The organism is Pedobacter sp. (assembly GCF_041645105.1).
Lineage (GTDB): Bacteria > Bacteroidota > Bacteroidia > Sphingobacteriales > Sphingobacteriaceae > Pedobacter.
The window spans coordinates 866614-890953 of sequence record NZ_JBAZQQ010000001.1 but is presented as its reverse complement, the minus strand read 5'-3'; the positions used below and the strand labels follow the sequence as shown (position 1 = coordinate 890953).

Annotated in this window: 21 protein-coding genes; 7 read left to right on the top strand and 14 right to left on the bottom strand. The window is 37.2% G+C overall.

Features of this window, described 5'->3' with window-relative positions; all coding sequences use genetic code 11:
- Window positions 1-69 precede the first annotated feature (69 nt).
- From WC623_RS03675 to WC623_RS03650, 6 genes are read right to left on the bottom strand one after another with little or no spacing between them, the layout of a single operon-like run.
- Window positions 70-768, bottom strand: a complete 699-nt coding sequence (locus WC623_RS03675; protein WP_372848158.1) for an ABC transporter ATP-binding protein — start codon at window positions 766-768, stop codon at window positions 70-72.
- A 37-nt stretch (window positions 769-805) separates the two neighbouring features.
- Complete coding sequence (locus WC623_RS03670; protein ID WP_372848157.1) at window positions 806-2281, bottom strand: DUF5687 family protein; 1476 nt, start codon at window positions 2279-2281, stop codon at window positions 806-808.
- An 11-nt stretch (window positions 2282-2292) separates the two neighbouring features.
- Entirely contained in the window at window positions 2293-3573 is a 1281-nt protein-coding gene (locus tag WC623_RS03665) for a replication-associated recombination protein A (protein WP_372848156.1), read from the bottom strand.
- Between the two features lie 31 nt (window positions 3574-3604).
- A complete protein-coding gene (locus WC623_RS03660) occupies window positions 3605-4846 on the bottom strand; it encodes a DEAD/DEAH box helicase (protein ID WP_372848155.1) in 1242 nt (413 codons plus the stop codon).
- Window positions 4847-4895: 49 nt separating this feature from the next.
- Window positions 4896-5648 (bottom strand): DUF4197 domain-containing protein, encoded by a 753-nt coding sequence (locus WC623_RS03655; RefSeq protein WP_372848154.1) that lies wholly within the window; start codon window positions 5646-5648, stop codon window positions 4896-4898.
- A 13-nt stretch (window positions 5649-5661) separates the two neighbouring features.
- The gene (locus WC623_RS03650) at window positions 5662-7542 is read right to left on the bottom strand and encodes a von Willebrand factor type A domain-containing protein (protein WP_372848153.1); all 1881 of its coding nucleotides are present in this window, start codon (window positions 7540-7542) and stop codon (window positions 5662-5664) included.
- Between the two features lie 97 nt (window positions 7543-7639).
- Between WC623_RS03650 and WC623_RS03645 the strand changes: the two genes are divergently transcribed.
- Both WC623_RS03645 and WC623_RS03640 read left to right on the top strand, forming a co-directional pair.
- Window positions 7640-8218: an RNA polymerase sigma factor gene (locus WC623_RS03645; protein WP_372848152.1), complete on the top strand. Its 579-nt coding sequence runs from the start codon at window positions 7640-7642 to the stop codon at window positions 8216-8218.
- The gene (locus tag WC623_RS03640; protein WP_372848151.1) at window positions 8211-9275 is read left to right on the top strand and encodes a hypothetical protein; all 1065 of its coding nucleotides are present in this window, start codon (window positions 8211-8213) and stop codon (window positions 9273-9275) included. The genes WC623_RS03645 and WC623_RS03640 overlap by 8 nt, the downstream gene beginning before the upstream one ends.
- 59 nt (window positions 9276-9334) lie before the next feature.
- Here the strand turns inward: WC623_RS03640 and WC623_RS03635 are convergent, their stop codons facing one another.
- The 7 genes from WC623_RS03635 to WC623_RS03605 form a co-directional block, all read right to left on the bottom strand.
- Window positions 9335-10345, bottom strand: a complete 1011-nt coding sequence (locus tag WC623_RS03635) for an anion permease (protein WP_372848150.1) — start codon at window positions 10343-10345, stop codon at window positions 9335-9337.
- Window positions 10346-10357: 12 nt separating this feature from the next.
- Window positions 10358-10999 carry a DUF47 domain-containing protein gene (locus WC623_RS03630; protein WP_372848149.1) on the bottom strand — a complete coding sequence of 214 codons (642 nt, stop codon included), beginning with the start codon at window positions 10997-10999 and terminating at the stop codon, window positions 10358-10360.
- Between the two features lie 86 nt (window positions 11000-11085).
- Window positions 11086-12111 carry a sensor histidine kinase gene (locus tag WC623_RS03625; protein WP_372848148.1) on the bottom strand — a complete coding sequence of 342 codons (1026 nt, stop codon included), beginning with the start codon at window positions 12109-12111 and terminating at the stop codon, window positions 11086-11088.
- A 61-nt stretch (window positions 12112-12172) separates the two neighbouring features.
- On the bottom strand, window positions 12173-12937 hold the full coding sequence (locus WC623_RS03620) for a TIGR03915 family putative DNA repair protein (RefSeq protein WP_372848147.1): 765 nt from the start codon (window positions 12935-12937) through the stop codon (window positions 12173-12175).
- Between the two features lie 6 nt (window positions 12938-12943).
- Window positions 12944-14200, bottom strand: a complete 1257-nt coding sequence (locus tag WC623_RS03615) for a putative DNA modification/repair radical SAM protein (protein WP_372848146.1) — start codon at window positions 14198-14200, stop codon at window positions 12944-12946.
- Between the two features lie 67 nt (window positions 14201-14267).
- On the bottom strand, window positions 14268-14903 hold the full coding sequence (locus WC623_RS03610; protein ID WP_372848145.1) for an HD domain-containing protein: 636 nt from the start codon (window positions 14901-14903) through the stop codon (window positions 14268-14270).
- A 12-nt stretch (window positions 14904-14915) separates the two neighbouring features.
- Window positions 14916-16109 (bottom strand): class I SAM-dependent RNA methyltransferase, encoded by a 1194-nt coding sequence (locus WC623_RS03605; protein WP_372848144.1) that lies wholly within the window; start codon window positions 16107-16109, stop codon window positions 14916-14918.
- A 72-nt stretch (window positions 16110-16181) separates the two neighbouring features.
- On the opposite strand from WC623_RS03605, the gene WC623_RS03600 reads away from it, so the two are divergent.
- Window positions 16182-16550: a DUF3127 domain-containing protein gene (locus WC623_RS03600; RefSeq protein ID WP_349783990.1), complete on the top strand. Its 369-nt coding sequence runs from the start codon at window positions 16182-16184 to the stop codon at window positions 16548-16550.
- 265 nt (window positions 16551-16815) lie between these two features.
- Here the strand turns inward: WC623_RS03600 and WC623_RS03595 are convergent, their stop codons facing one another.
- On the bottom strand, window positions 16816-17529 hold the full coding sequence (locus tag WC623_RS03595; RefSeq protein WP_372848143.1) for a hypothetical protein: 714 nt from the start codon (window positions 17527-17529) through the stop codon (window positions 16816-16818).
- Between the two features lie 135 nt (window positions 17530-17664).
- On the opposite strand from WC623_RS03595, the gene WC623_RS03590 reads away from it, so the two are divergent.
- The 4 genes from WC623_RS03590 to WC623_RS03575 are packed head-to-tail and all read left to right on the top strand — an operon-like array spanning window position 17665 to window position 24331.
- Window positions 17665-19500 carry a sensor histidine kinase gene (locus tag WC623_RS03590; protein WP_372848142.1) on the top strand — a complete coding sequence of 612 codons (1836 nt, stop codon included), beginning with the start codon at window positions 17665-17667 and terminating at the stop codon, window positions 19498-19500.
- Complete coding sequence (locus WC623_RS03585; protein ID WP_372848141.1) at window positions 19500-20195, top strand: response regulator transcription factor; 696 nt, start codon at window positions 19500-19502, stop codon at window positions 20193-20195. The genes WC623_RS03590 and WC623_RS03585 overlap by 1 nt, the downstream gene beginning before the upstream one ends.
- Before the next feature lie 15 nt (window positions 20196-20210).
- Entirely contained in the window at window positions 20211-22007 is a 1797-nt protein-coding gene (locus tag WC623_RS03580) for a DUF4153 domain-containing protein (RefSeq protein ID WP_372848140.1), read from the top strand.
- A gap of 23 nt (window positions 22008-22030) precedes the next feature.
- Window positions 22031-24331, top strand: coding sequence for a helix-turn-helix domain-containing protein (locus WC623_RS03575; RefSeq protein WP_372848139.1), 2301 nt, complete (start codon window positions 22031-22033; stop codon window positions 24329-24331).
- Window positions 24332-24340 lie beyond the last annotated feature (9 nt).

Here is a 24340-nt window from a genome sequence, read left to right as displayed (position 1 = left end):
TGATATAAGATTGACCCAAAAAAAAGTGCGTGTGACTTTTTTGTGACTGTTTTTCTAGACACTTTTAGTTTATTCAGAAAAGTATTCTTTCAATTCCTCTAATGTGTTTTCGTCTTTATTGAAATCTTTTATAATTAGTCCTTTTTCTAGCAGGATAATTCTATCGCACACGTCGGTAACGTGGTTCAGATCGTGACTGGATATGATTGTCGTTATGGCCTGTTCTGTTTTAAGAGATCTAATTAATGTGATGAGACGGATTTGTGTCGTGGGGTCTAAATTGGCAAATGGTTCATCTAATATCAGCAATTCTGGTTTTTGCATGATAGCCGCTGCTATTCCAATTTTATTTTGATTGCCTTTTGAGAAATCTCGGATGTATTTGCCTCTGTTGACGATCTCTCCATTAAAAAACTCTTCGTACTGTTTCAGATAATCCATTACATGGACCGCAGTTAGATTATGTAAACTGCCGATAAATATAAAATATTCTTCTGGCGTCAGGTAGTCTATTAAAAAGCCTTCATCCAGATACGAAGCGGTATAATCTTTCCATCCATCATGGGTAGCTACATCTATTCCTTTTGATAATATTTTTCCATAAGTCGGTCGGATTAAATCGAGCAACATTCTAAATAATGTGGTTTTTCCAGCACCATTATTACCAACCAGACCAATTGTCTCTCCAACATTAATTTTTAAATCACTAATGTTTACAACCGTTCTGTTTCCGTAAACTTTTTTTAAGTCTGTAATTTCTAAGATCATAATTTTTATAGGCCTTAATCATTTAAAGGGCTTCATGTTAACGCTCTCTAAATCCTTCACCAATTTTATATTTTCTTTTATTCAATTCTTTTACGAGGAATGTTATCCAAAAGTTTCGGGTTGATAAGAAGATTATTCCAGCCAATCCTAAGCATGATATGCCCCAATAAGGATGGCCGTAATAAGAAAATGGCAGGTAAAACACATATGGTAGTACAAAGTATGGGATAACCATTATAAACTGACTGGCGCCAACACCCTGATTATTAAATGTGCCTCGTTTATTTAAGTCAATGGCTTTTGAATTCCTTGTAGCAAAATAAAGAATGATTATGGTTCCTATTCCAATATTATATAAATAGGTAGCAAGCTGAATGTACAGTATTTTCCAGCTGATGAGCCCATAGAGACAGGTAATTAGCATTACAATGGATGATATTGCTGTGAAGAATAAAAGCTTTGAAGTAATAAAGTCCTTAAGATTGATTTTATTTGCCATCAGACCATCAAAATGCGCAGCCTGCCAGCCAAACATAAACTGCCCATACATAGAAATACTAGTGCCCGTCATAAATACAGCAGCAAAAATGATTGTATTGATTCTATCCTGATCTATTAAGTCTTGTCTGTAAAAAATTAAGCCATAAAATAGGAAAAAAAGAGTCATGAATACCATAGTACGCGTCCTTTTATGCCTTAAAATAAGTTTAAGTTCCAGTGCTGTTAAGACTCCTACAGAACCAAATCTATCCAGAAAAGGATAATCTGTACTCATTTTTTTTACCTCAGCAGTATTTAATTCTTCTAGGTACATGTTCCTTTTTAAGTAAGCTTTATTTAGCATCAGGACAAGTATTGCTGCAATGGTAAAAGTAAAACCTGATATGGGATATAAAGCAATAAATCCGAATACAGCATTTGATACTGCTGAGATAGAAAAGATTTTGAAATATTCCATTGCTGCTACAACAGAAATTGCCAATACAACAAGTAAGATTGCTTTAATACTAAGTGTGGTTAGGCGTTTAACATACATAACTACATAGTTATTAAATATGCAGATGGATAAGATGGTGACGACATACATGAAAGCAGCAAAAACACTATGAATAGCAGCAATGGCTGTACAGCAAAAGGGAATAAATATAAATAGAGGTAAAATATTAAAAGCGGTGAATGAAGAGCGGATATTCAGAAAATTCACAAGCTTATCTCTTGAGATTTTTAGATGTAAATATGGCGCTACGCTCAATGTAGGTAATTCTTGTAGCTGCATGCGCATTATAAAGTCAACCGCAAAATAGTAAAGTATAAAACCATTAAATACAAAGATCGTGTCTTTACCTGGGAAGACTTTTTCAATAATCATTTCCATACCGACACCAATACCTATAGCTAAAACAAGTAGATATAATATGGCGAGTCCAATAAAAATATTTGCAGCGATACTGCTTCCTTTGTTTCTTGAGCGCCAGAAAGCTTTCCACTGATGACCTAAAAAGACTGCGAGCATATATTATAGGATTAGTAGTTGTATTTTGTTTTCCAGTTTTTTCTAAGCTGCTCCCTTAATTTTTCTTCAGCGGGATTACTTCCCGGGTCATACAATTTAGTTCCACTTAATTCCTCGGGTAGGTATTCCTGTGGCGCAAAGTTGCCTTCATAACCATGTGAGTACTTATAGTCTTTGCCATAACCAATGTTCTTCATCAATTTGGTTGGCGCATTCCGAATATGTAAAGGCACAGGTAAGTTCCCGGTTTGTTTAACCAAGGTTTGCGCTTTATTTATCGCTTCGTAAGCTGCATTACTTTTTACAGATGAAGCCATATAAGTTACAGCTTGAGATAAAATAATCCTTGATTCAGGAAAGCCAATCACGTTGACAGCCTGAAAGCAATTATTCGCTAATAATAATGCGTTAGGGTTTGCATTACCAATATCCTCAGAAGCTAGTATAACCAATCTTCTAGCAATAAACAATGGATCTTCACCACCTTCTATCATCCGGGCAAGCCAATAAACTGCCCCATTAGGGTCACTGCCTCTGATGGACTTTATAAATGCAGAGATAATATCGTAATGTTGTTCACCCGCTTTATCATATAAGGCCAAATTCTGCTGCGCATGGGCTAACACATTTTCATTGGTTAGCATTATTTTGCTGCCACCAATACCATTGATAGCAATTTCTAAGACATTGAGCAATTTCCGGGCATCTCCACCAGATAAACGAATTAAAGCCTCATGCTCTTTAATGTTGATCTTCTTGTCTTTGAGAATAACATCTTCTTTAATTGCCGTTTGCAATAGTCCAGAGAGTTCTTCTTCATTCAATGCTTTTAAGATGTAGACCTGGCATCGGGATAGTAAAGCTGAGATTACTTCAAAAGATGGATTCTCTGTAGTGGCACCGATTAAAGTTACTAAGCCTCTTTCTACAGCGCCCAGCAAGCTGTCTTGTTGCGATTTGCTGAAGCGGTGAATCTCATCAATAAATAGGATGGGTAGACCCATAAAGCTATCTTTAAGCGCAGCTGCTCTTTCTATCACATCTCTAATGTCTTTTACCCCGGAGTTAATCGCACTCAGGTTAAAGAAAGGACGGTCTAGCGTTTGAGAAATGATATAGGCAAGTGTTGTTTTGCCAACTCCCGGAGGTCCCCAAAAAATCATTGATGGAAGTTGTCCGCTTTGTAAGGCTTTTCTTAAAACTGCATCAGGTCCTACCAGGTGTTGTTGCCCCACATACTCGTCCAGATTCTGTGGGCGCATACGTTCGGCTAAAGGAGGGAGGTTTTGCATAAAAGTAAAGATACACAGAAACCTGTTTATCTTATTCTGCTTTTGGTTTCTTTTTCCAGAATTTACGTTTTGGCTTTCCACTAGCTGAACCAGATTTCTTTTCAGCTTTTAATGAATCTGGATCTACAGGCTTCTCCACAGGAGCCTCGCCAATATGTTCTGGTAACGGCATCCTGTCTACCTGTTTCTCAATTAGCTTTTCAATAAGAGCCAGTTTGCGTTTATCCCTATGGTTAACCAAAGTAATAGCAGTACCTTTAGTCGCTGCCCTTGCAGTACGTCCAATTCGGTGAACATAATCTTCTGCATCATGAGGAACGTCAAAATTAACAACCAGATCAATACCTTCTACATCAATACCTCTGCTCAGAACGTCAGTCCCAATTATGATGGGTAACTGTCTGTTTTTAAACTGCAATAATATAGCTTCTCTTTCTTTTTGACCGAGATCAGAATGGAAAGATTCGGCTTTAAGACCTAGTTTCCTAAATACTTTGCCAAGATTTTTAACTTTTTCCTTGGTAGAAGCGAAGACTATAATACTTTTATATTCATCTGTTTTTAACAGACTTGTAAGCAATGGTACTTTTTGTTCATCATGAACCATGTACACCTGTTGTGAAATTCCCTCTGCAGGTTTTGAAATAGCAAGGCTGATTTGTTCTGGGTGGTGCAATAAGCTTGCTGCAAGCTTTCTGATTTTTGGAGGCATGGTTGCGGAGAACATTACCGTTTGCCTTACTTTTGGAAGATAACTTACAATTTTCACAATATCATCATAAAAGCCCATGTCCAGCATTCTGTCTGCCTCGTCAAGTACCAGGTGCTGCAATTGATCAAGCTTTAAAACGCCCGATGAAAGATGAGATATCAAACGGCCCGGTGTGGCGATAATAATATCTACACCCTCACGCATTGATCTTTTTTGCTGTTCATAAGCAATTCCATCACCACCACCGTAAACAGTGAGTGAGCTTATATTTGTGAAATAAGAGAGCGCTTCCACCTGCAGGTCTATCTGCTGCGCAAGCTCTCTCGTTGGTGCTAATATCAATGTATTGTTATGACGTTCTTCTGTCCCTGCAATCATATTCATGATTGGGAGAAGGTAAGCACCTGTTTTTCCAGTTCCTGTTTGTGCACAGGCAATTAAATCTTTCTTAGCTGAGATAAGTGGAATTGCCTGTTGCTGGATTGGAGTTGCATTACGGAACCCCATTGCTAATAACCCTTCTAGTAGTTCAGGGTTAAAATTAAAATCTTTAAAATCCAATATACTTTTATGTTGTTAGTATTTACCCTATAAAAGTAAACTATTTATTTTACTTATTCTTATCTGCGTAACCAAACACCTTTTGTAAGAGAGGAGTAGACCTTGCTCCGAGTTGATCTCGGATTTTAAGTTCTTCTTGTGCAACCTGTATAAACATACCGTCAATAGCCTTTTGTGCTACGTAATCTGACAAATCTGTATTTAGAGGTTTTACCAATGGAAGTTTGTTGTACTGTCCAGTTGCATCCCCCCAATACTTCGTTGCTCCAACTTTTGCTAAACTAGTATTGATTACTGGTTTAAACTTTTCCATCAGCTGTGCTGTAGTTACTCTTTTAAAATAATTGGTTGCAGCATCTTGTTTACCTAATAATATGTTGGTTGCATCAGTAATAGTCATTTGTTTAATTGCAGATACAAAAATAGGCTTTGCTTCTTTTGCTGCATCTTCAGCTGCACGGTTCAGACTCAAAATTACATTGTCGGCAAGTTTGCCCATGCCAATGCTACGAAGTGTCTTTTCTACCTTTTGCGCCTCCGGAGGAAATAGGATTTTTACAGCCATATTTCCCATAAATCCATCTTTTGCTGAAAGCAAATCTGCCCCACGTGATGTGCCTATTTCAAGTGCTTGTTTAATACCGGAAGCAATTTCTAATGTACTTGGGCTTCCGGTTGTTGATCCTGCGCTGCCTGTTGCTTTTTTAAAGATATCTCCAATTTTCAATTGAGCTTGTGCCGGTAAATTAATTGCCAGGAAGCAGGCCAGAAAGGTAGTGTAAACAAGTTTAATGTGTTTCATTGTTGTCTGTTGGTTATTTTTCGATCGAAGATAGCAAATCTCCGGCCATTAATCTGGCAGATTTAACCAGTTTAATAAATTCAGAACGGTAACCTTCTCTGTCCGCCCCCATTGCTCCGGAAGCAGTTTGTATCACACGTTCAAATGAAGCATTTTGTTTAAAATCTGACTGCCTGATTAACATTCCAAATTCTGCAACACTAGTAGCAAAGCGAAAGTTGTTACTGGTGTTTATAAGAGGAGAGGAATGATCAACAACATTTTCTTGTATCATTTTGCTGGTATGGCCATTGGGATCTTTATACCTTAGTTTTACAGTTAACATCTCCCTGCTATTGCCATTGGTTTTGGTTTTTTTGTTTTCCTGATATTTTAAATCATCAATAGCACCAGCGAAACTACTTTTAACACCTGTTGGGATTATTTCATATAAAGCAGTTACTGTATGGCCAGAGCCCATTTCTCCAGCGTCTTTTGTGTCGTCATTAAAATCACGGTCTTCCAATAATCTATTTTCATAGCCAACTAAACGGTAAGCCTGTACTTTTTCAGGATTAAATTCAACCTGTAACTTGACATCTTTTGCAATCGTAAACAAGGTGCCGCCAAATTCGTTGATTAACACTTTTCGGGCTTCACTTATGTTATCGATATAGGCATAATTTCCATTGCCTTTGTTGGCCAGTGTTTCCATTTTGCTATCTTTTATATTGCCCATGCCGTAACCAAGTACGGTTAAATAGATACCTGTTTTACGTTTTTCCTCAATCAAAGTTTGCATGTCTTTATCGCTTGAAGCTCCTACATTAAAATCGCCATCTGTAGCAAGAATGACTCTGTTGTTTCCTCCTTTAATAAAGTTTTGTCCAGCCACTTTATATGCAAGTTCAATACCAGCACCACCTGCTGTTGAACCACCTGCACTTAAGGCATTCAAGGCTTCTTTAATTTTTGATTTATCGGAGCCTGCCGTAGCTGGAAGGACTAATCCAGATCTACCAGCATAAACAACTATAGCTACTTTATCTTTAGCGCGAAGCTGATCGGCCAAAAGTTTAAAAGAAGAAACTAATAAAGGCAGTTTGTTTGGCACATTCATAGAGCCGGAAACATCAATTAGAAATACAAGGTTAGAGGCGGGAAGATTGTCTGTCGCAATTTTCTTGCCCTGCAAGCCGATTTGTACTAGTTTATGCTTTGTGTTCCATGGTGCTGTTGAAATTTCTGTTATGATGTTTACAGGTGCATTTCCTTTGGGTTGTGGATATTCATAATCAAAATAATTGATCATCTCTTCTACCCTTACCGCATCTTTAGGTGGTAATGAGCCATTGTTTATAAAGCGACGTACATTACTATAGGATGCTGCATCAACATCAATGGAAAAAGTTGATAATGGATTTTTGAAGGGGTTTTGGAAGCCGTTTTCTTTAACTGTTGCATAGCTTTCAGTGTTTTGTTGGATATAAATACCCTTATGCACGGAAGACATTCCCCTAATAACTATGTTTTGAGCAGATCTTTGGGCGGGATCTGCTTTTTGCATCTCATATTGTGGTTCCTGACTTTTAATGACCATTTCTTTAAGCCTAAGGTTTGTGGCTTCGAGCTCGATATTTATGATTAATGAGTTGCCGATTTTTATAGTCTGAGTTTTGTAACCGATATAAGTAAACTTAAGTTGGCTGCTTTCATTTTCTATGGTTATCTTATATTTGCCATCCTTATTGGTTACAACATATTTTTTGTTGTTCATTGTACTGACTTGTACTCCCGGTATAGGTTGTCTGGACATTTTGTCAATAACTGTCCCGGTAATTACTTTCACTGAAGCGTGACTTTCCTGGAAGCCCATAAATATCAGTAGAACTAGAGGTAGCAATAATCTTTTCATTTCATTTTGTTTTGATTATGATGTTAGCTTTAAAGAATTTCCATACCAGTGTCAGAAAATATTTTTATACTTGAACAGATTATGCCTTAAATACCCATTGAAGTTTATAAAAAATAATACAGCTAAACAGGAGCAAGATGATGCTACTTTAATTGCACACTATAAAAATAGTGGCAATCTGGAGATGTTGGGTACTCTTTATAATCGGTATATGCATCTTGTTTTTGGGGTTTGCTTAAATTATCTGAAAGATGAAGAGCAAAGTAAGGATGCTGTAATGCAGATATTTGAAGAGCTTGTGCTGAAGCTAAGGGTTCATGAAGTTCAGAATTTTAAAAGCTGGCTACATGTGCTTACCCGTAACCACTGTTTAATGGCATTGCGCAAACAATCTAAAAATACTACGGTTTCAATAGATGATACTTTTGTGGAAAACACAGATTTTGTGCATCTTGATATTGATGATACAAAAGAGAAGAAGCTAACCGTTATGGAAAAGTGTATGGAAACACTTACTGAAGAGCAGCGTGTGAGTGTTGATCTGTTTTATTTGCAGGAGAAATGCTATAAAGAAGTTGCAGATATCACAGGGTATGAGTTGTTGAAAGTGAAGAGTTATATTCAGAACGGGAAAAGAAATCTTAAAATTTGTATAGAAAAGAATAACGGTGAATAAAGATTGGTTAGATATAGATGTTTTAGAGGATTACCTTGATGGTAAACTTGATGCTAAGACCATGAATAGGGTGGAGCGTGAGGCTTTAGAAGATCCTTTTGTGGCAGAAGCATTAGCGGGTTTAAGTACATCGCCTAAACGTTCTTTGCAGTCTATTTCTTTACTTCAGAAGCAATTGCATGAAAGGGTTGCTGAACATAAGAATTTTAAGAAGACTTCCGTAATTACCTGGCAGCGCTTAAGTATTGCTGCTGCTGCTGCGGTTATGTTTGTAGCAGTTAGTGTGATGTTCTGGTTGAAAGAAAATAACTATCAGAAAGAGTTGGCTGGCAGGGCTAAAAAGGTTGATGTGACTATTGCTCCCGTTACACCAGAAGTTGTGCCTCCTGCTGTTCAGTCTGCACCAGTTATAGCTAGTGAATCTGTTGATGAAATAAGAGAAAAGGAAATTGATAAAGCTGTTAAAGCGGCAAAAACGAACAGTTATGCTGCAAGAGTAAAACCAAAGGCAAGCTTGCCTCCTGCGGCTGCAGATCAGTTAAACGAAACTGTTGTTTCTGTTCATCCAGTCAAACCCAAGCATTTTGTTGAGTCATTGTCTGTTGCAGCGGCACCATTACAAATACAAACAAGAAATATAGATTCTTCAACTTTGAATGAGGTGGCAGTTGTAGGGTATGGTGCGCAAAAGAAAGTGAGTATTACAGATAGTTCCAGAGTTAATGCCGCGCTTTCAGGGCGGGTTGCCGGTGTGATGATCAGAGGATCGGCTAGTAGGGTTAACAAAGCTGTCCTGGTGTCGAACCCCATTGGCGGATGGGATAAATTATGGACTTACATTGACAAGAATAATGCTTTTAAAAATGAAGGTCTAATAGGCCAAACTGTTCAGCTAGAATTTAAAATAGGAAAAGACGGATCACCGGAAGATATAAAAGTGTTGAAAGTTGCCGATCAAAAATATGTACAGGAAGCAATAAGATTACTTTTAAATGGGCCTAAGTGGGAGCAACCTGCAAAGGAAAATGGCAAGATGACCTTTAAAATAGACTTCTAACAAAAATGCCAGTTTCATGATTATGAAACTGGCATTTTGTGTTATATGATTTTAAATTCTTAAAAGAAAAGGTGAATCACACTGAATAGGATTGCTGCAAGTGTTGCTGAAACTGGGATTGTTAATACCCATGCCCAAAGCAAACTTACTGTTACTCCCCAGCGCACTGCTGAAACCCTTTTTAACAAACCAACACCAACAATAGAGCCTGTAATCGTATGGGTTGTAGAAACCGGGATACCAAAGTGTTCTGTGATACCTAAAGTTACAGCACCAGCAGTCTCAGCTGCAACACCTTCAAAGGCGTTTACTTTAGTAATTTTTGATCCCATTGTTTTCACAATTTTCCATCCTCCGCTCATCGTTCCTAACGCAATGGCCGCATAACAGGAAATAGGAATCCATTCAGGCATTGCATCACCGGAATTCAATACATTACCCGCAACCATGGCAACATAAATGATACCCATAACTTTTTGAGCGTCATTACCACCATGTGTAAAACTTAATGCAGCAGATGAAATTAACTGAAGGCGTTTAAACCATTTCTCTGCCACTGATGGCCGGGCATTTTTTGAAATATGTAAAATTATAATGGATATGATTACTGATATGATCATACCAATTACGGGTGCAAGTACAATAAATGCCACAACTTTTAGAATTGGCGCAAAGTTAATGGCCGACATCACATCCGCGCCCATAGAAAACGCTTTTGCCATCCCTGCTCCCGCAAAGCCGCCTATTAGCGTGTGCGAAGAACTGGAAGGAATACCAAACCACCAGGTAAATAAGTTCCAGGCAATAGCTGCAAGGAGACCTGAAAGGATCACTTCAAGTGTAATAAAGTTTTCTACTACAGTTTTAGCAATGGTATTGGCAACTTTGTGATCTGTAAAATAAAAATATGCTGCGAAGTTGAATACTGCAGCCCACAATACCGCCTGAAATGGCGAGAGTACCTTTGTAGATACAATGGTTGCAATAGAGTTTGCAGCGTCATGAAAGCCGTTTATGTAATCGAAGGCAATGGCCAGGAAGATTACAACGACCAATAAAGTAGTTACCATTTTTTTAAAGGTTTAAGCATTCTTTACCAAAATAGATTCCAGCACATTCGCCGCATCTTCACATTTGTCTGTAGCCGTTTCTAAGGTTTGGAGCACTTCCTTTTGTTTAATCAGTTCAATGGCGTTTGTTTCAAATTCGAACAAACGTGCAATGGCAAGGTTACAAACATAATCTGCCTGATTTTCTCCACTGTTGATACGTACGCATGCATCTGCAATAACGCGGATGTTTTTGAAGCTTCTTAATTCTTTAATAGCTTTCTCAAGATCCGTACACATCTCTACCAATAACTCAGCAAGTTTAATCATTGCGTCGCCGATGTTAGTTACATTGTAAAGTTCTATGTTGCTGGCTGATGCATGGATATAATCTGCAATATCATCAACTGCACTAGCTAACGCATGGATATCTTCCCTGTCGAAAGGGGTGATGAAGTTCTTGCTAAGTTCAAGGAAAATAGAATGGGTAATGTCGTCGCCAACATGTTCCAGACGTTCTATTTCTTTAATGTGTTCTTTTCTTTTTTCCAGGTCTGTTGCACTTAACGCAAGCAATAAGGCCTGAGAAATCTTTAAAGCGTTGCTTCCAGCTTGCTCAAATAAGGGCTGGAATTTTTTGTCTTTCGGTGTGAAGAACTTAAAAATGCTGTTCATATTGATTTAAAATATGATACAAAAGTATGAGTGTAATGTTAACTTAGTGTTAAGTGTTAAGTTATTTTTACAAATACATCAGACTGTTAGCCAATCTTTTCAAGGGTAAAGGCAAAAGTAGTACCGATTTGTAAGGTACTTCTTACTGATATAATTTGCTCATGAGCCTCTAGAATGTGCTTTACAATGGCCAGACCGAGCCCTGTTCCGCCTTCTTGTCTTGATCTATGTGAATCTATTCGATAAAAACGTTCAAACAAACGTGCGAGGTGCTTTTCATCAATTCCGATACCATCATCTGTTACTTCTATCAGATACTGATCATGTAATTCGAAGATTTTTATGGCGGTCGACCCGCTTTCCTTCCCATATTTTAATGAATTATGAATCAGATTGATCAAAACCTGTCTGATTTTTTCGCGATCTGCTCTTACAAATGCAGGATGTGTGTACTTATCTTTAAATGATAGGGTGATGTGTTTTTTGTTTGCGGTGTCTTCAAGACCTTCCATCACTTCCCTAGCCAGTGGTACAAAATCAAAACGCTCATAGTTAATAGGTACCTCACCGGTTTCTAACTTTGATATGGAGTCGAGATCATTAATAAGGTAGCTTAATCGTTCTACATTCTTATCGGCTTTGTCCAGGAATTTGGCAGCCATTTCCGGGTCTTCATTCAAACAATCCTGAATAGTTTCTATATATCCTTGAATGGCAAACAGAGGTGTTTTAAATTCATGTGAAACGTTTGAAAGAAATTCTCTTCTGAATTTTTCCTGTTTTTTTAGCTCTTCAATCTCTCTTTTCTTTGCGCCTGCCCATTCTTTTACTTCCTGTTCAACATCATTAATTGGATCAGAACTTACGTATTCGCCTAAGGCATCTTTAAGGTCTTTACCCAGTTTTAAATTATGGATCATTTTATAGATCAAGACGATTTTCGAGTAAATATACTTCTCAAGTAAATAATAAAATACAATGAAACTGGTAATGAAAGTAACTGCAAAAGAGACTAGCATATAATACCAGCTTTGCTGGAAATAATAATTAACCAGACCGATAGAGAGACCCACTGCGAACGCAGCAATTAATACTAAAACACTTAATTTCATTCCTATAAATTTAAGGCAGGAGCATATGCTTGCCTGAGGAGCAATTTACAAGATAAAATTTTTATAAACCCATCTTTTCAGTAAGATATTTCCAATATCTTTTTGGCACATGCTGTACATGTAGTTTTGTGTTTTTTCGCGCGGCAATATTAGTACTTTTGAAATAGTCTTTCCATAATGTCGCATACAGTTTTTCATTGTCAGCCAGAATACTTGCTGCTGGGACTTGAAGTCTTTTTTCTTCATCATGGTTAAGGCTTATTTCTTCCACTCTATTAAGGTCGTAATATAAGCCGTAATGTCTGTTAAGGTCATAAATTAGCCATTTTTGATCTGCATACCGGTCTCTAAAATGGTTCATGATTAGAGGTAATACATTAAAATCCGGCTCTATACCACAGTAAAAAATACCATCTTCGGCATGCTGAAACCTTATAAAAGCTTCCATTCTATGCTTTTCCCTTTCTACTTTTCTGGAAATTTGGGAGAGGGAAAGTACGAAAGGGTTTCCATAATTGAAGGTTGCTCCATTAGGATTAAAGAAAATATAACAGCAAAATTCAAATAAGTGTTGATAGGCTTCTGTAGACTCTGAAAGAAATGTACAGTAAAAACGCCTCATCCAATTTTTATCTAATTTCTTTTGAAGTCCTTTCCATACTCTATCTGCCTTGTTACTGTCGTTGTATATTTTTAGTACTGGTCTGAAGACATCTGGTTGATGATGCTTTTCTAATTGAATTGAGATTTGTCCTGGTTTTCGTTCAAACCATTCAAATACAGCACAAAGAAGACTTTCTAGACTTCCATCGATTAAGTAAATCATTTTTCTTTAAAACAAGTTCAATTGTTGAGTATCGTTTTTTAGATATTTGCTCTGGCTTTCTGCTAATATGAATGATTTGATCTGAGTACCTTGATAGTCTTTAAGTTGATACGGAGTATCTGAACACCTGATAAAGTGTTTTGCTCTATTGTAAGCTACCCCGATTTTCTTGAGCTGATCAATCCTTAGTTTTCCGAACTTTCTCGCCTGTATTATCTTCTTAGCTGACTCTACACCGATACCTGGAATTCTCAGGATCATTTTATAGGCAGCAATATTGATATCAACAGGGAAGAACTGTAAGTTTCTAAGTGCCCAGCTAAGCTTTGGGTCTATGTCTGCATCTAATTGCGGGTTCGCATCATTTAATAGTTCATTGACATGGAAACCATAAAATCGCATTAGCCAATCGGTTTGATAAAGTCGGTTTTCACGAACGAGGGGAGGTTGACTACCAATCATAGGTAGGCGGTTATCATTACTTATAGGAATATACCCGGAGTAATAGACTCTTTTCAGTGAGAAATTCTTATAAAATACATCTGCCATTTGCATAATATCTTTATCAGTTTCAGGTGTGGCACCTATAACCATTTGTGTACTTTGTCCCGCAGGTACAAACTTTGGTGTGCTTTTGATTAGTTTTTTCTCATCCTTGAATTGTATAATTTGATTTTGAATAAGTGCTAATGGACGTTTCACATCCTCATGACTCTTTTCGGGCGCAAGGAGTTTTAATCCGCTTTCTGTAGGCATCTCAAGGTTAATACTCATTCTGTCTGCATATAAGCCTGCCTCTCTAAGCAAATCCTCACTAGCGCCAGGGATGGTTTTTAAATGAATATATCCATTGAAACGTTCTTCGAGTCTCAGCTTTTTAACTACTTTCAGCAGACGTTCCATGGTAAAGTCTGCATTTTTAAAGATTCCGGAGCTAAGAAAAAGCCCTTCAATAAAATTCCTTCTGTAAAAATTTATAGTTAACGAAACAACTTCTTCTACTGTAAAGGCAGCACGTTCTATATCATTGCTCTTTCTTGATACACAAAAAGCACAGTCGTAAATGCAATGATTAGTTAGTAAGATCTTCAATAAAGAAACGCATCGTCCATCTTCTGTATAAGTATGACAGATTCCAGAGGCATGACTATTACCAAGTCCTTTGTTGTCATTTTTTCTCGTTCCTCCACTAGATGAACAAGAGACATCATATTTGGCCGCATCGGCCAGGATGTTTAGTTTCTCTCTAATCCGTTCAGACATATCAGTATATTTTACTAACAAATGTAGTAAAATATACTAATTAATTTAGTTTAATAAAAACTGGGGATTAAACCTCTTGATAAAATTGCTCCAGGTAGGTAAGCATAAAATCATGGCGCTGTTGTGCTATTTTTCTACCTTCATCAGTCTTCATCAGATCTTTAAGTAGCAACAATTTTTCATAGAAATGATTGATTGTGGGCGAGGTTGAATTTTTATATTCTTCCTTAGTCATGTTTAACTGCGGTTTTATTTCAGGATCATAAAGCACCCTGTTTTTATACCCTCCGTAAGTAAAGGCTCTAGCGATACCAATTGCACCAATTGCATCTAATCTATCAGCATCCTGAACCACATCCATTTCTTTTGATTGAAATGTAATTATACCTAAACTACTTTTGTAGCTTAGGTTTCTAATGATTTGTTGTACATGTTCTATGACTTGAGGCGTGACATCAAGCGTGCTTAAAAATTCAACAGCTAATCTGGGTCCTATTTCTTCATCTCCGTTATTAAATTTCGCGTCTGCAATATCATGCAATAATGCTGCGAGTGCGACTACCAGATCGTCTGCTTGTTCAATTTTATTAATTGCAATTGCGTTTTTATAAACACGTTCTATATGGAACCAGTCGTGGCCTGCTTCAGCACCCGCTAAGGTTTCTTTAACAAATTGTATAGTGCGGTCAATGATTTGATTCATCGGAATTAGTTCTTATTCGGTATGTTTAACAGGTCTTTCATCTTCCGGTCTTCTGCTGCCATCATACAATTCGTATTCTAACATACGGCAATCCAGTTTACCATTATAAAATTCGATTTTACGTGCCGCTTTTAATCCGATTTTTTTAGCCAGATCAGGATTTCCAGTAAAGATGTATCCGAAATAACCTTTACAATGTTGCTTCATGAAGTCGCCCATACGTTTATAGGTAGCTTCCAGTTTAGAATGCACACCTAAACGTTCTCCGTATTCAGGGTTAAATACTACAACACCATTTCCGGTGTCTGGAACTTGTGTATCGGCAAAATCGCATACTTCAAAAGTAATTAACGTATCTACTCCGGCTGTTTTTGCATTTCTTCTGCTTACCTCTACCGCATCTTCAGATAAATCTGTTGCGAGGATTTGCAAGTCTACGTTTTTAATAACTTGATCTTTTAGGATTCTGCGTTCAGCGAAAAATACCTGTTCATCATAGCCCATAATGTGCATAAAACCATAATTCATGCGGAATAAGCCTGGGCGACGGTTCGTAGCAATTAAAGCAGCTTCTATAGCCAGTGTTCCAGAACCGCACATTGGATTCACAAATGGTGATTTCTGATCCCATTTAGTGCTTAATACTACTGATGCAGCCAAAGCCTCCAACATTGGTGCCTTTCCAGGGATTTTACGGTAACCATGTTTGGCCAGCGTTTCGCCAGAAGTATCAATAAATATATCTGCTTCACTATCCTTCCAGTATAAGTGAACTACTGCTTTGTTCGCATCGGAGCCGGAATTAGGGCGAATACCTTTCTTTTCCTTGATTCTGTCAACAATAGCATCCTTTACCTTTAAATTAGCAAATAATGGAGTTGTAATGGTTGGATTATCCACATTTGATGTTACTGAGAAATAACCAGAAAAATCAATCAGTTCTTCCCATGGCATTTCTACCATTTCCCTGTATAGTTCATCTGGATTATTTGCTTTAAAGCTTTTCAGGCAATATAATATCTGACTGGCACACCTTAAGTTCAGATTTAGCTTAATGCATTCTGTTAAGGTGATGTTCAGTTCCAAGCCCGTTGAAAAATCCCTTACGATTTCATAGCCAAGGTCTTCTACCTCTTTTATCAGATAAGAAGATAGGCGCTTGTTGCAGGTTATAATAACCTTATTTTTTGTGTGGAAAACTTGCATAATTTATTGTGCGAAGTTATCAATAAAAATATAGAGATTTGAACTTCGTAGTAGAATAAAAGAGTATTTGTTATGGAATTAAAAGGAAAAGTGCATGAAATCGGTGCATTACAGCAGGTGAGCGAGACTTTCAAGAAAAGAGACCTGATTATAGAATATGCAGAAAACCCTACTTATCCTGAATACATCAGGTTTGAGGCTTTACAAGATAAAACAGCTTTATTTGATAGCTTAAAACAAGGCGATGATGTAGAGGTTTCATTCAACTTACGTGGTCGTCCGTGGACAGATAAAACCGGAAAAACATCTTATTTTAACAGTTTAGTAGTATGGCGTATTAATGCGTTAACACCAGGCGCAGCCGCAGCATCTACTCCAGCATATGCACCACCAGCAGATTTAAATAGTGCACCAGGTGAGGAAGATGATCTTCCTTTTTAAGAGCTTTTTTAAAGTAAACAATTTACAGATTATGCCGGAAATATCTTCCGGCATTTTTTTTGATTAAACAACTGATTATCAGTGTTGTTTTTAGTCATGGTCTATTGCCTTTATGAGTCTCTAATGAGTCTCCTATGAGTATTGTATGACTTTGTATGACCTGGAGTCATTTAAAAGGCTATTCAGGACCTGCTTTTACACAGTTGATTTATATAGCTATATTATACTATTGATGCTTTATTAAATTAGGTATTTATTGAGGAGCTCAATTAGCTTTGCCAACCCTACTCCAAATTTCGTAGATTTTTGCTCCTTTACTGCTTAAACCACTATGGTGCCAATCGCCATTTTCCAACTTTCCATCAAAAATCAGAGAAGCACCCACGCGACTATTGTCTCTGGAAAAGAACTGAATGTTCTCTGTGTATTTACCGTCTTTAAAAGTGTAGCTACCACCTCCTGTTCCCGAAAATTGTTTTTTTGCGGGATCTATTGCTACCCATTGGAATTTGGTTCCAGTTAACAATTTGTAAGTTTGCCTTGTCCCGGTTTGATGTATGGCTGTTATCTTTCCGTCCTGCCTACGACCAGTAATGCGCCAGATGCCTGCCAGTTCAGCTTTTCCATTATCTACCCTTTGAAAGTTAGCCTCTCCTTGAGGTACAGAAAGAGAAAGCTGTGTCGCAGTAACAGAAAATGGTATTTCTTTGATGTTATCAACTCCGGTTGAATCAATGCTGTCGAATAATGCTTTTGTAACAATAGCATTGCCCTTTACCTCGAAATGACCGCCATCAGTCCCTATAAATTGATTTCCTTGTTGAACTGTATGAAAGTAGAAACCATCCTGGAAGAAAAGATGATGAAGTTTTTCGCCTTCATTAAATTCCCAGGCACCATTTAATAATTCGGTTGTTTGTGCTTTTAAGTTATTAAAAGCTGTGCTCAGTGTCAGTATGCAGATCAAAAATATTTTCATGATTTTTTAGTTAAACGGTTGATTATTATCACTAATAGGTCTAATAAATATAGTGATTTTGCTTCATCTCCGTGTTAAATTTTGTTAAATAAGGAAGCTTTGTGTGAATGCTTCTTTATTTTTGAGTATTCTATAATGAAGAAAAGAAGCCTTTGGTTAATTACCGGACTGATGACTGTAGCCTTGCTAGGGGTGTTTGTAATGCAATTGTATTACATCAGGGAGGCCTATTATCTAAAATCTCAGCTTTTTGAACAGGATGTAAAGCAAGCTTTGAATGCAGTGGCAAGTAAAGTGCAAAAACGCTATGCGGCTGTGCATATCACAAAAAAGGATTATGAGATCAGGAAAGAGAGAGAACAGGACTTTAGAGGTAAAGCACAACAGATCGTTGATTTTAAAGAGAAGTATAAAGAACAGGAGGCTAAACGTAAATTAGATCAGCAGAGAAGAATTGTTGCTGACCTGAACATGCGTGATAGTATAGTGAGGCGTACCTTTCTAAAGCCCGAGTTAATCAGTGAGGAGGTTTATCAGGAAATATCTAATCCTGAAAGTAAAGGGAGTTCATCGTTACAGGTTCAGGTTGATTTTGGTGTTGATGCTTTTGGAAATGTAAGTGGAAATGTAAATCAGACGGTCATATCTAGAAAGACGGCGACATTTTCTATGACACCAGGGCGGATTCCCGATAGTATCAGGTATCTGGCTGTAAATCCTAGGACACTAAATCCGATGACTGTTTCTATTGAGCGTATTGCACCGGAAACTGCATTGAAATTTAAAATGGAAGATCAGATTGCAGAGCAGAAATATAAGGTTGGCCTTAATGAATTGATGAAGGATACTCTTGCCTTAGAAGGGAAAGATCTGAATTATCTCGAGGATATAGCCAAAGAAATGCGGCAAGTATATGTCCCAATTAATCAGAGGGTATCCAGAGCATCGTTGGATACATTGATTAAAAAGGAATTACAGAATCAGAATGTAAATTCGACCTACGATTTTTGGTTAAAATTGGCTAATAAGGATTCAGTACTTTATCATAGGGCATCAAACCAATCCGAAGAGTTATTGCCTCAGAATACTTACCGTACAACTTTGTTTAGCAATGAGATTTTCCGTGATCCTGGGATGCTTTACTTATACTTCCCGAATAAAAACTCATTAATTTTAAGTAATATGTGGGCCACCATGGCCTCATCAGCGGCTTTGTTGCTTGTGTTGATTTTTATTTTCGCTTATACTATATATGCAATACTTAAGCAAAAGAAGATCTCTGAAATGAAGAATGATTTCATTAATAACATGACACATGAGTTTAAAACACCTGTAGCAACTATTATGATTGCCAGTGAGGCTTTAAAAGATCCTGAAATTGCTGAAGATAAGAATAGAATCAGCCGGCTTGCAGGGATTATATATGATGAAAATGTACGTCTGGGAAATCATATAGAACGTGTTTTGAGTATTGCAAGCTTAGAAAAAAAGGAATTGAAACTGGAACATAAAGATGTAAATATTCATGACTTAATTGCTGCTGTTGTAGATAGTATGAGCTTACAGTTACAAAAGAAAGATGCAAAAGTAAGCTTGAACCTAAATGCTGTTCATCCGTTTGTGTATGGAGATGAGCTGCATTTATCTAATGTTTTTTATAACCTAATTGATAATGCCAATAAGTATAGTGCAGAAAACCCTGATATTACAATTGAAACCAGAAGTACTGAAAGGACTTTGATCATAGAGATTGCCGATAAGGGAATTGGAATGACCAAGGAGCATTCAAAACGTATATTTGATCAGTTTTATCGGGTCCCAACAGGAAATCTCCATGATGTTAAAGGCTTTGGTCTGGGTTTAAATTATGTACAGGATATTGTAGAGCAGATGAATGGAACAATAAAAGTGCATAGTGAGAGAGATAAAGGGACCACGTTTGAAATAAGTTTACCACTAAACCATAACTGATGAAAAAAATTCTATTGGTCGAAGATGATCCAAACCTTGGATTGCTTTTGCAGGATTACCTTCAATTGAAGGGTAAATTTGAAGTAGTGTTATGCACCGATGGAGAAGAAGGATTGAAAGCATTTAGCAGACAAAGTTTTGATCTATGTATTCTGGATGTAATGATGCCTAAGAAAGATGGATTTACCTTAGGAAAAGAGATTAGAAAGATTAATCAGGAGATTCCCATAATCTTTGCCACAGCAAAAGCTATGATAGAAGATAAGGCTTCAGCTTATGATCTTGGCGGCGATGATTATATCACTAAGCCGTTTAGAATTGAAGAATTGCTGCTACGGATAAATGCCCTGTTAAAGCGTGTTGCTGTAAAAGAGTCTGTTAATCAGGAGCCTGAGCAAAATCAGTTTCAAATAGGGGATTATACTTTTGATTATACCACCCAATTGATACATTATAATGGATTGCAGCAAAAGTTGTCTACCAAAGAAGCTGAACTTTTGCGTTTACTCTGTCTTAAAAAGAATGCGGTTCTTACCAGGGAGGAAGCTTTGTTAAGCATCTGGCATGATGATAATTATTTCAATGGACGTAGTATGGATGTTTTTCTAAGTAAATTAAGAAAATATTTAAGAGATGATCCAAAAGTTGAGATTTTAAATGTACATGGTAAAGGTTATAAGTTGTTGGTAAATTAACTTACTTTACCCCCTATGAAAATCAAATTTCCCTCTATCAGTACTTTATGGTCAAGCTTTCTTAAAGTAGTTTTTCGATTTCCACTGCAAGTCTTGGTGGCCATTGCCGCTACAATTGCATGGTGTCTTGTGGTAGATACCTCAAAGCGAACTGAAGAAGAATTGATTCTATTCTTATGTACATGTAACCTGGCATTAACAGTTTTGTTGACTGTTGATTTATATGCTGAATCAAATAAATTTAGCGTAGCGAAGCAATGGGTGTTGCGTCTTATAGGCCTGCTTATCTGTGTCAGTCTGCATTTTATGTTAAAGCCTGCATTTTACCTGGCTGATGTATATCGAATTGCTCTCTTGGCATTTGCCTTTCATCTACTGGTTGCATATTCACCTTTCATTAATAAAGGCAGTGCAAATGGCTTTTGGCAATATAATAAAACCTTGTTTTTAAGGATTCTTACTTCAGCATTATATGCCGGGGTACTTTTTGCCGGACTTGCGATTGCGTTGGTAGCTATTGATGGGCTCTTTAACGTCAATATTAAATGGGAAGTTTACATGCGCCTTTTTGCTGTTGTTACAGCAGGCTTTATGACGATTTTTTTTCTTGCAGGAATTCCTTCAGATTTCGAAGAGCTTGATAAGGATGATAGTTATCCTAAAGGATTGAAAATATTTACGCAGTATGTGTTAATCCCACTTATGACTATTTACCTGGTTATTTTGCTGGTATATGAAGCTAAAATCATCGTCAATTGGGAGCTTCCCAAAGGGTTGGTGTCAACTTTGATATTGGGTTATGCTGTTTTTGGCATTCTTTCTTTATTACTCATTCAGCCTATTAAGGACAAAGAAGGAAATGGGTGGATAAAACTTTTCTCCAGGTTTTTCTATGTGATGATGATTCCCTTGGTGGTGTTGCTCCTGCTTGCAGTTTGGAAAAGAGTTGGTAGCTATGGAATTACGGAGTCAAGGTACATTCTTGTAATTCTTGCAATATGGCTTACACTAATCACAATATACTTTCTGTTTAGCAAAAAACAAAGCATTAAAATCATTCCTGTAAGTCTGAGTATTCTTGCAATATTATCCACATATGGTCCTCAAAGTGCCTTTTCAGTGTCTAAGTTTTCACAGGTGAAGCGGTTAAATATGCTGATGAAATCTAATGAAGAAGAGGATGTTAAACAACGTAGCGCAGTTATTGATTACTTGGTAGATAGGCACGGATTAACTGTGCTACAACCTTTCACAAAGGTAAATTTAAGGGAATTAGAGCATGAAATGGAGCTAAAAGATACTGCTCAATACCGTTATGCTATTAAAAGGAATAAGATAGATACTGCATATTCATTACTAAAAGTAAAACGCACAGAGTATGCTGCTAGTTTTGATTATAAGCAATTTGAGCCTGAAACAGGAACATTGACAGACATTAAAGGCTACGATTATTTAATTCCTATTGAATCTTATAACGATAAATTTTCTCAGAAAATTGGCAATGTTGAATTGCGTGTTGAGAGAGATAAACAGAGTAAAAGTACAAAGGTTATTGTCGGTGATACTGTTGTTGATTTTGACATATTAAAAATGTCAATAGAGGCGACGAATCTGCTTAAGGCGGGTAAATTAAAAGGTTCTGGAGGGAAATTTTATTTGCCAACAGAGTTGCTTTCTATTGTCCATAAGGTTGGTAATATGGAAGTGAAATTAGTTGTTACAACACTGAATACTACTATAAATGCAGATAAAAAGGAAGAGTTAGATCGTTGGTTTAATTATAATGGTTACCTATTAGTGAGGATAAAGTAGTAAGTTCTTCCTAGATTTGCAGTATGCTGAATTCAGAAATTGTTAATCCTGCTGATCTTGCGGCCAGATTTGTAAATTATACATCAAAACATATTTTTCTTACGGGGAAGGCAGGGACCGGTAAAACAACTTTTCTTAGAAGGTTAATTGGTCTGACACATAAAAAGGCTGTTATTGCTGCGCCTACCGGTATTGCAGCAATTAACGCAAATGGCGTAACAATACATTCCTTGTTTCAGCTGCCTTTTGGGGCTTATTTGCCAAAGCAGCCTGCTGCGGATGGAGATCATTACAATCAGCAATACAATACCCCGAAATCAATAGTTCGTCATTTAAATATGACTGCTGCAAAGCGTAAGGTATTAATGGATATGGAGCTGTTGATTATTGATGAAGTGAGTATGCTTCGTGCTGATTTACTTGATGCAATAGATATGGTGCTGCGTTACATCAGAAGGAACAATACAGCTAGTTTTGGAGGGGTGCAGGTGTTGTTTATTGGGGATTTGCATCAATTGCCCCCGGTAGTAAAATCTAATGAATGGACTTTACTGGGACAGTTTTATAAAAGCGCATATTTTTTTGATGCCCATGCTTTATATCATGAACCACCTATATACATAGAATTGGAAAAAATATACAGACAGGCTGATAATGTGTTTATTAACCTGCTGAATAATTTAAGAAATAATGAGGTAACGCAACAAGATGTCGCCTTGCTTGAAAAGTATTATCAGGCTGATTTTAAGCCTTCTCTGAATGATAAATACATCACATTAACGACTCACAACAACAAAGCTGATGCTTTAAATAAAGAAAGATTAGAGGAATTAAAGGATCCTTCATATTTATATGTGGCAAAGGTAGAGAATGAATTTAGTGAGTACTCATACCCCGCGGAACATATTCTGGAACTGAAAGTTGGTGCACAGGTGATGTTTATAAAAAATGATCCTACTGGTGAACAAAGATTTTTTAATGGCAAGATAGCAACTGTTATAGCACTTAAACCTGATATGATCGAAGTGCAGACAGAGGGTAATAATGAAAAAATTGTAATGGAAAAGTATAAGTGGGAAAACATACGGTATACCACTGATAAAGTTTCTGGAGAAATAAAGGAAGAACTGATTGGTACTTTCACGCAATACCCCTTGAAGTTGGCCTGGGCAATTACCGTGCATAAAAGTCAGGGTTTAACTTTTGATAAGGCTATTATAGACATTGGGAATGCTTTTGCTCCTGGGCAAATCTATGTTGCCTTGTCCAGATTGAGGTCTTTAGATGGCTTGATATTAACGTCTCTTATTTCAGGTTCCGGAATCAGACAGGATCAGAATGTGACTTTTTTCTCTAAGAATAAACAAGAGGTTACTACGTTGGAGAGCAGAATCCAGGAAGAGAGTGAAAACTTTTTGAGATCGTACCTCTTACAATGTTTCGATTTAACTCCGCTTGATAATTATGTTTATGAACATGTACATTCTTATACTAAAGACATAAATAAGTCGGCCAAACAGAAGCATGTAAAGTGGGCGGCACAATTGTTAAAAGAATTGAGTGAACTGAAGGGAAATGCCAATAAGTTTCTGGCCCAGATCAGGAGATTATATGAAGATAAATCTGAAGCAGGTTTGCAAACGCTACTAGAGAGGACTACTGCTGCGGAAAATTACTTTAATCCTTTGCTTTCTGATTTTTCTACAAGGATTTTTGAGCGTATGGAATTAGTAAAGCAGGATAAGCAGGTTGTCGCTTATTTAACCGAATTACTGGAGATGGAGGCTTTATTCTATGAGCAGGTAAAGAAGGTTCGTAAAGCGACTGGGTTGTTGAGTGCAACCATTAACGGTAAAGAGTTTACAAAGGATGACGTGAATGGTCTGTTAAGTCAGTCGGAAAGAGCTGCTCAAATGCAAAAGGTATTTGCGATGCCTGGAAAACTGGATTTTACAGAGAAAAAAGGGAAAGCTACAAAATCAGGTGCTACGAAATCAAAGGCAGTTAAAAAAGAAGCCGTGCCAAAGGCTGATACTAAAGAGTTATCGTTAATTCTTTTGAAGGAAGGAAAGACTATCGCTGAGATTGCTGAGGAACGTAAAATGGTTGTTGGTACTATAGAAGGCCATCTGGCACATTATGTTGCTTTACAAGAAATTTCAGCAAAGGATATTATTGGCTCGAAAAAGTTAGATAAAATTCTGGATGCGATTAAAGAATTAAAAACATTGCAGATGAACCCGATCAGGGAACGACTGGGTAGGGATTATTCTTTTGGTGAGATCAAGATTGGTGTAGCAGCACATTTGGCTGAAAGAGATTAAACTGAAAGG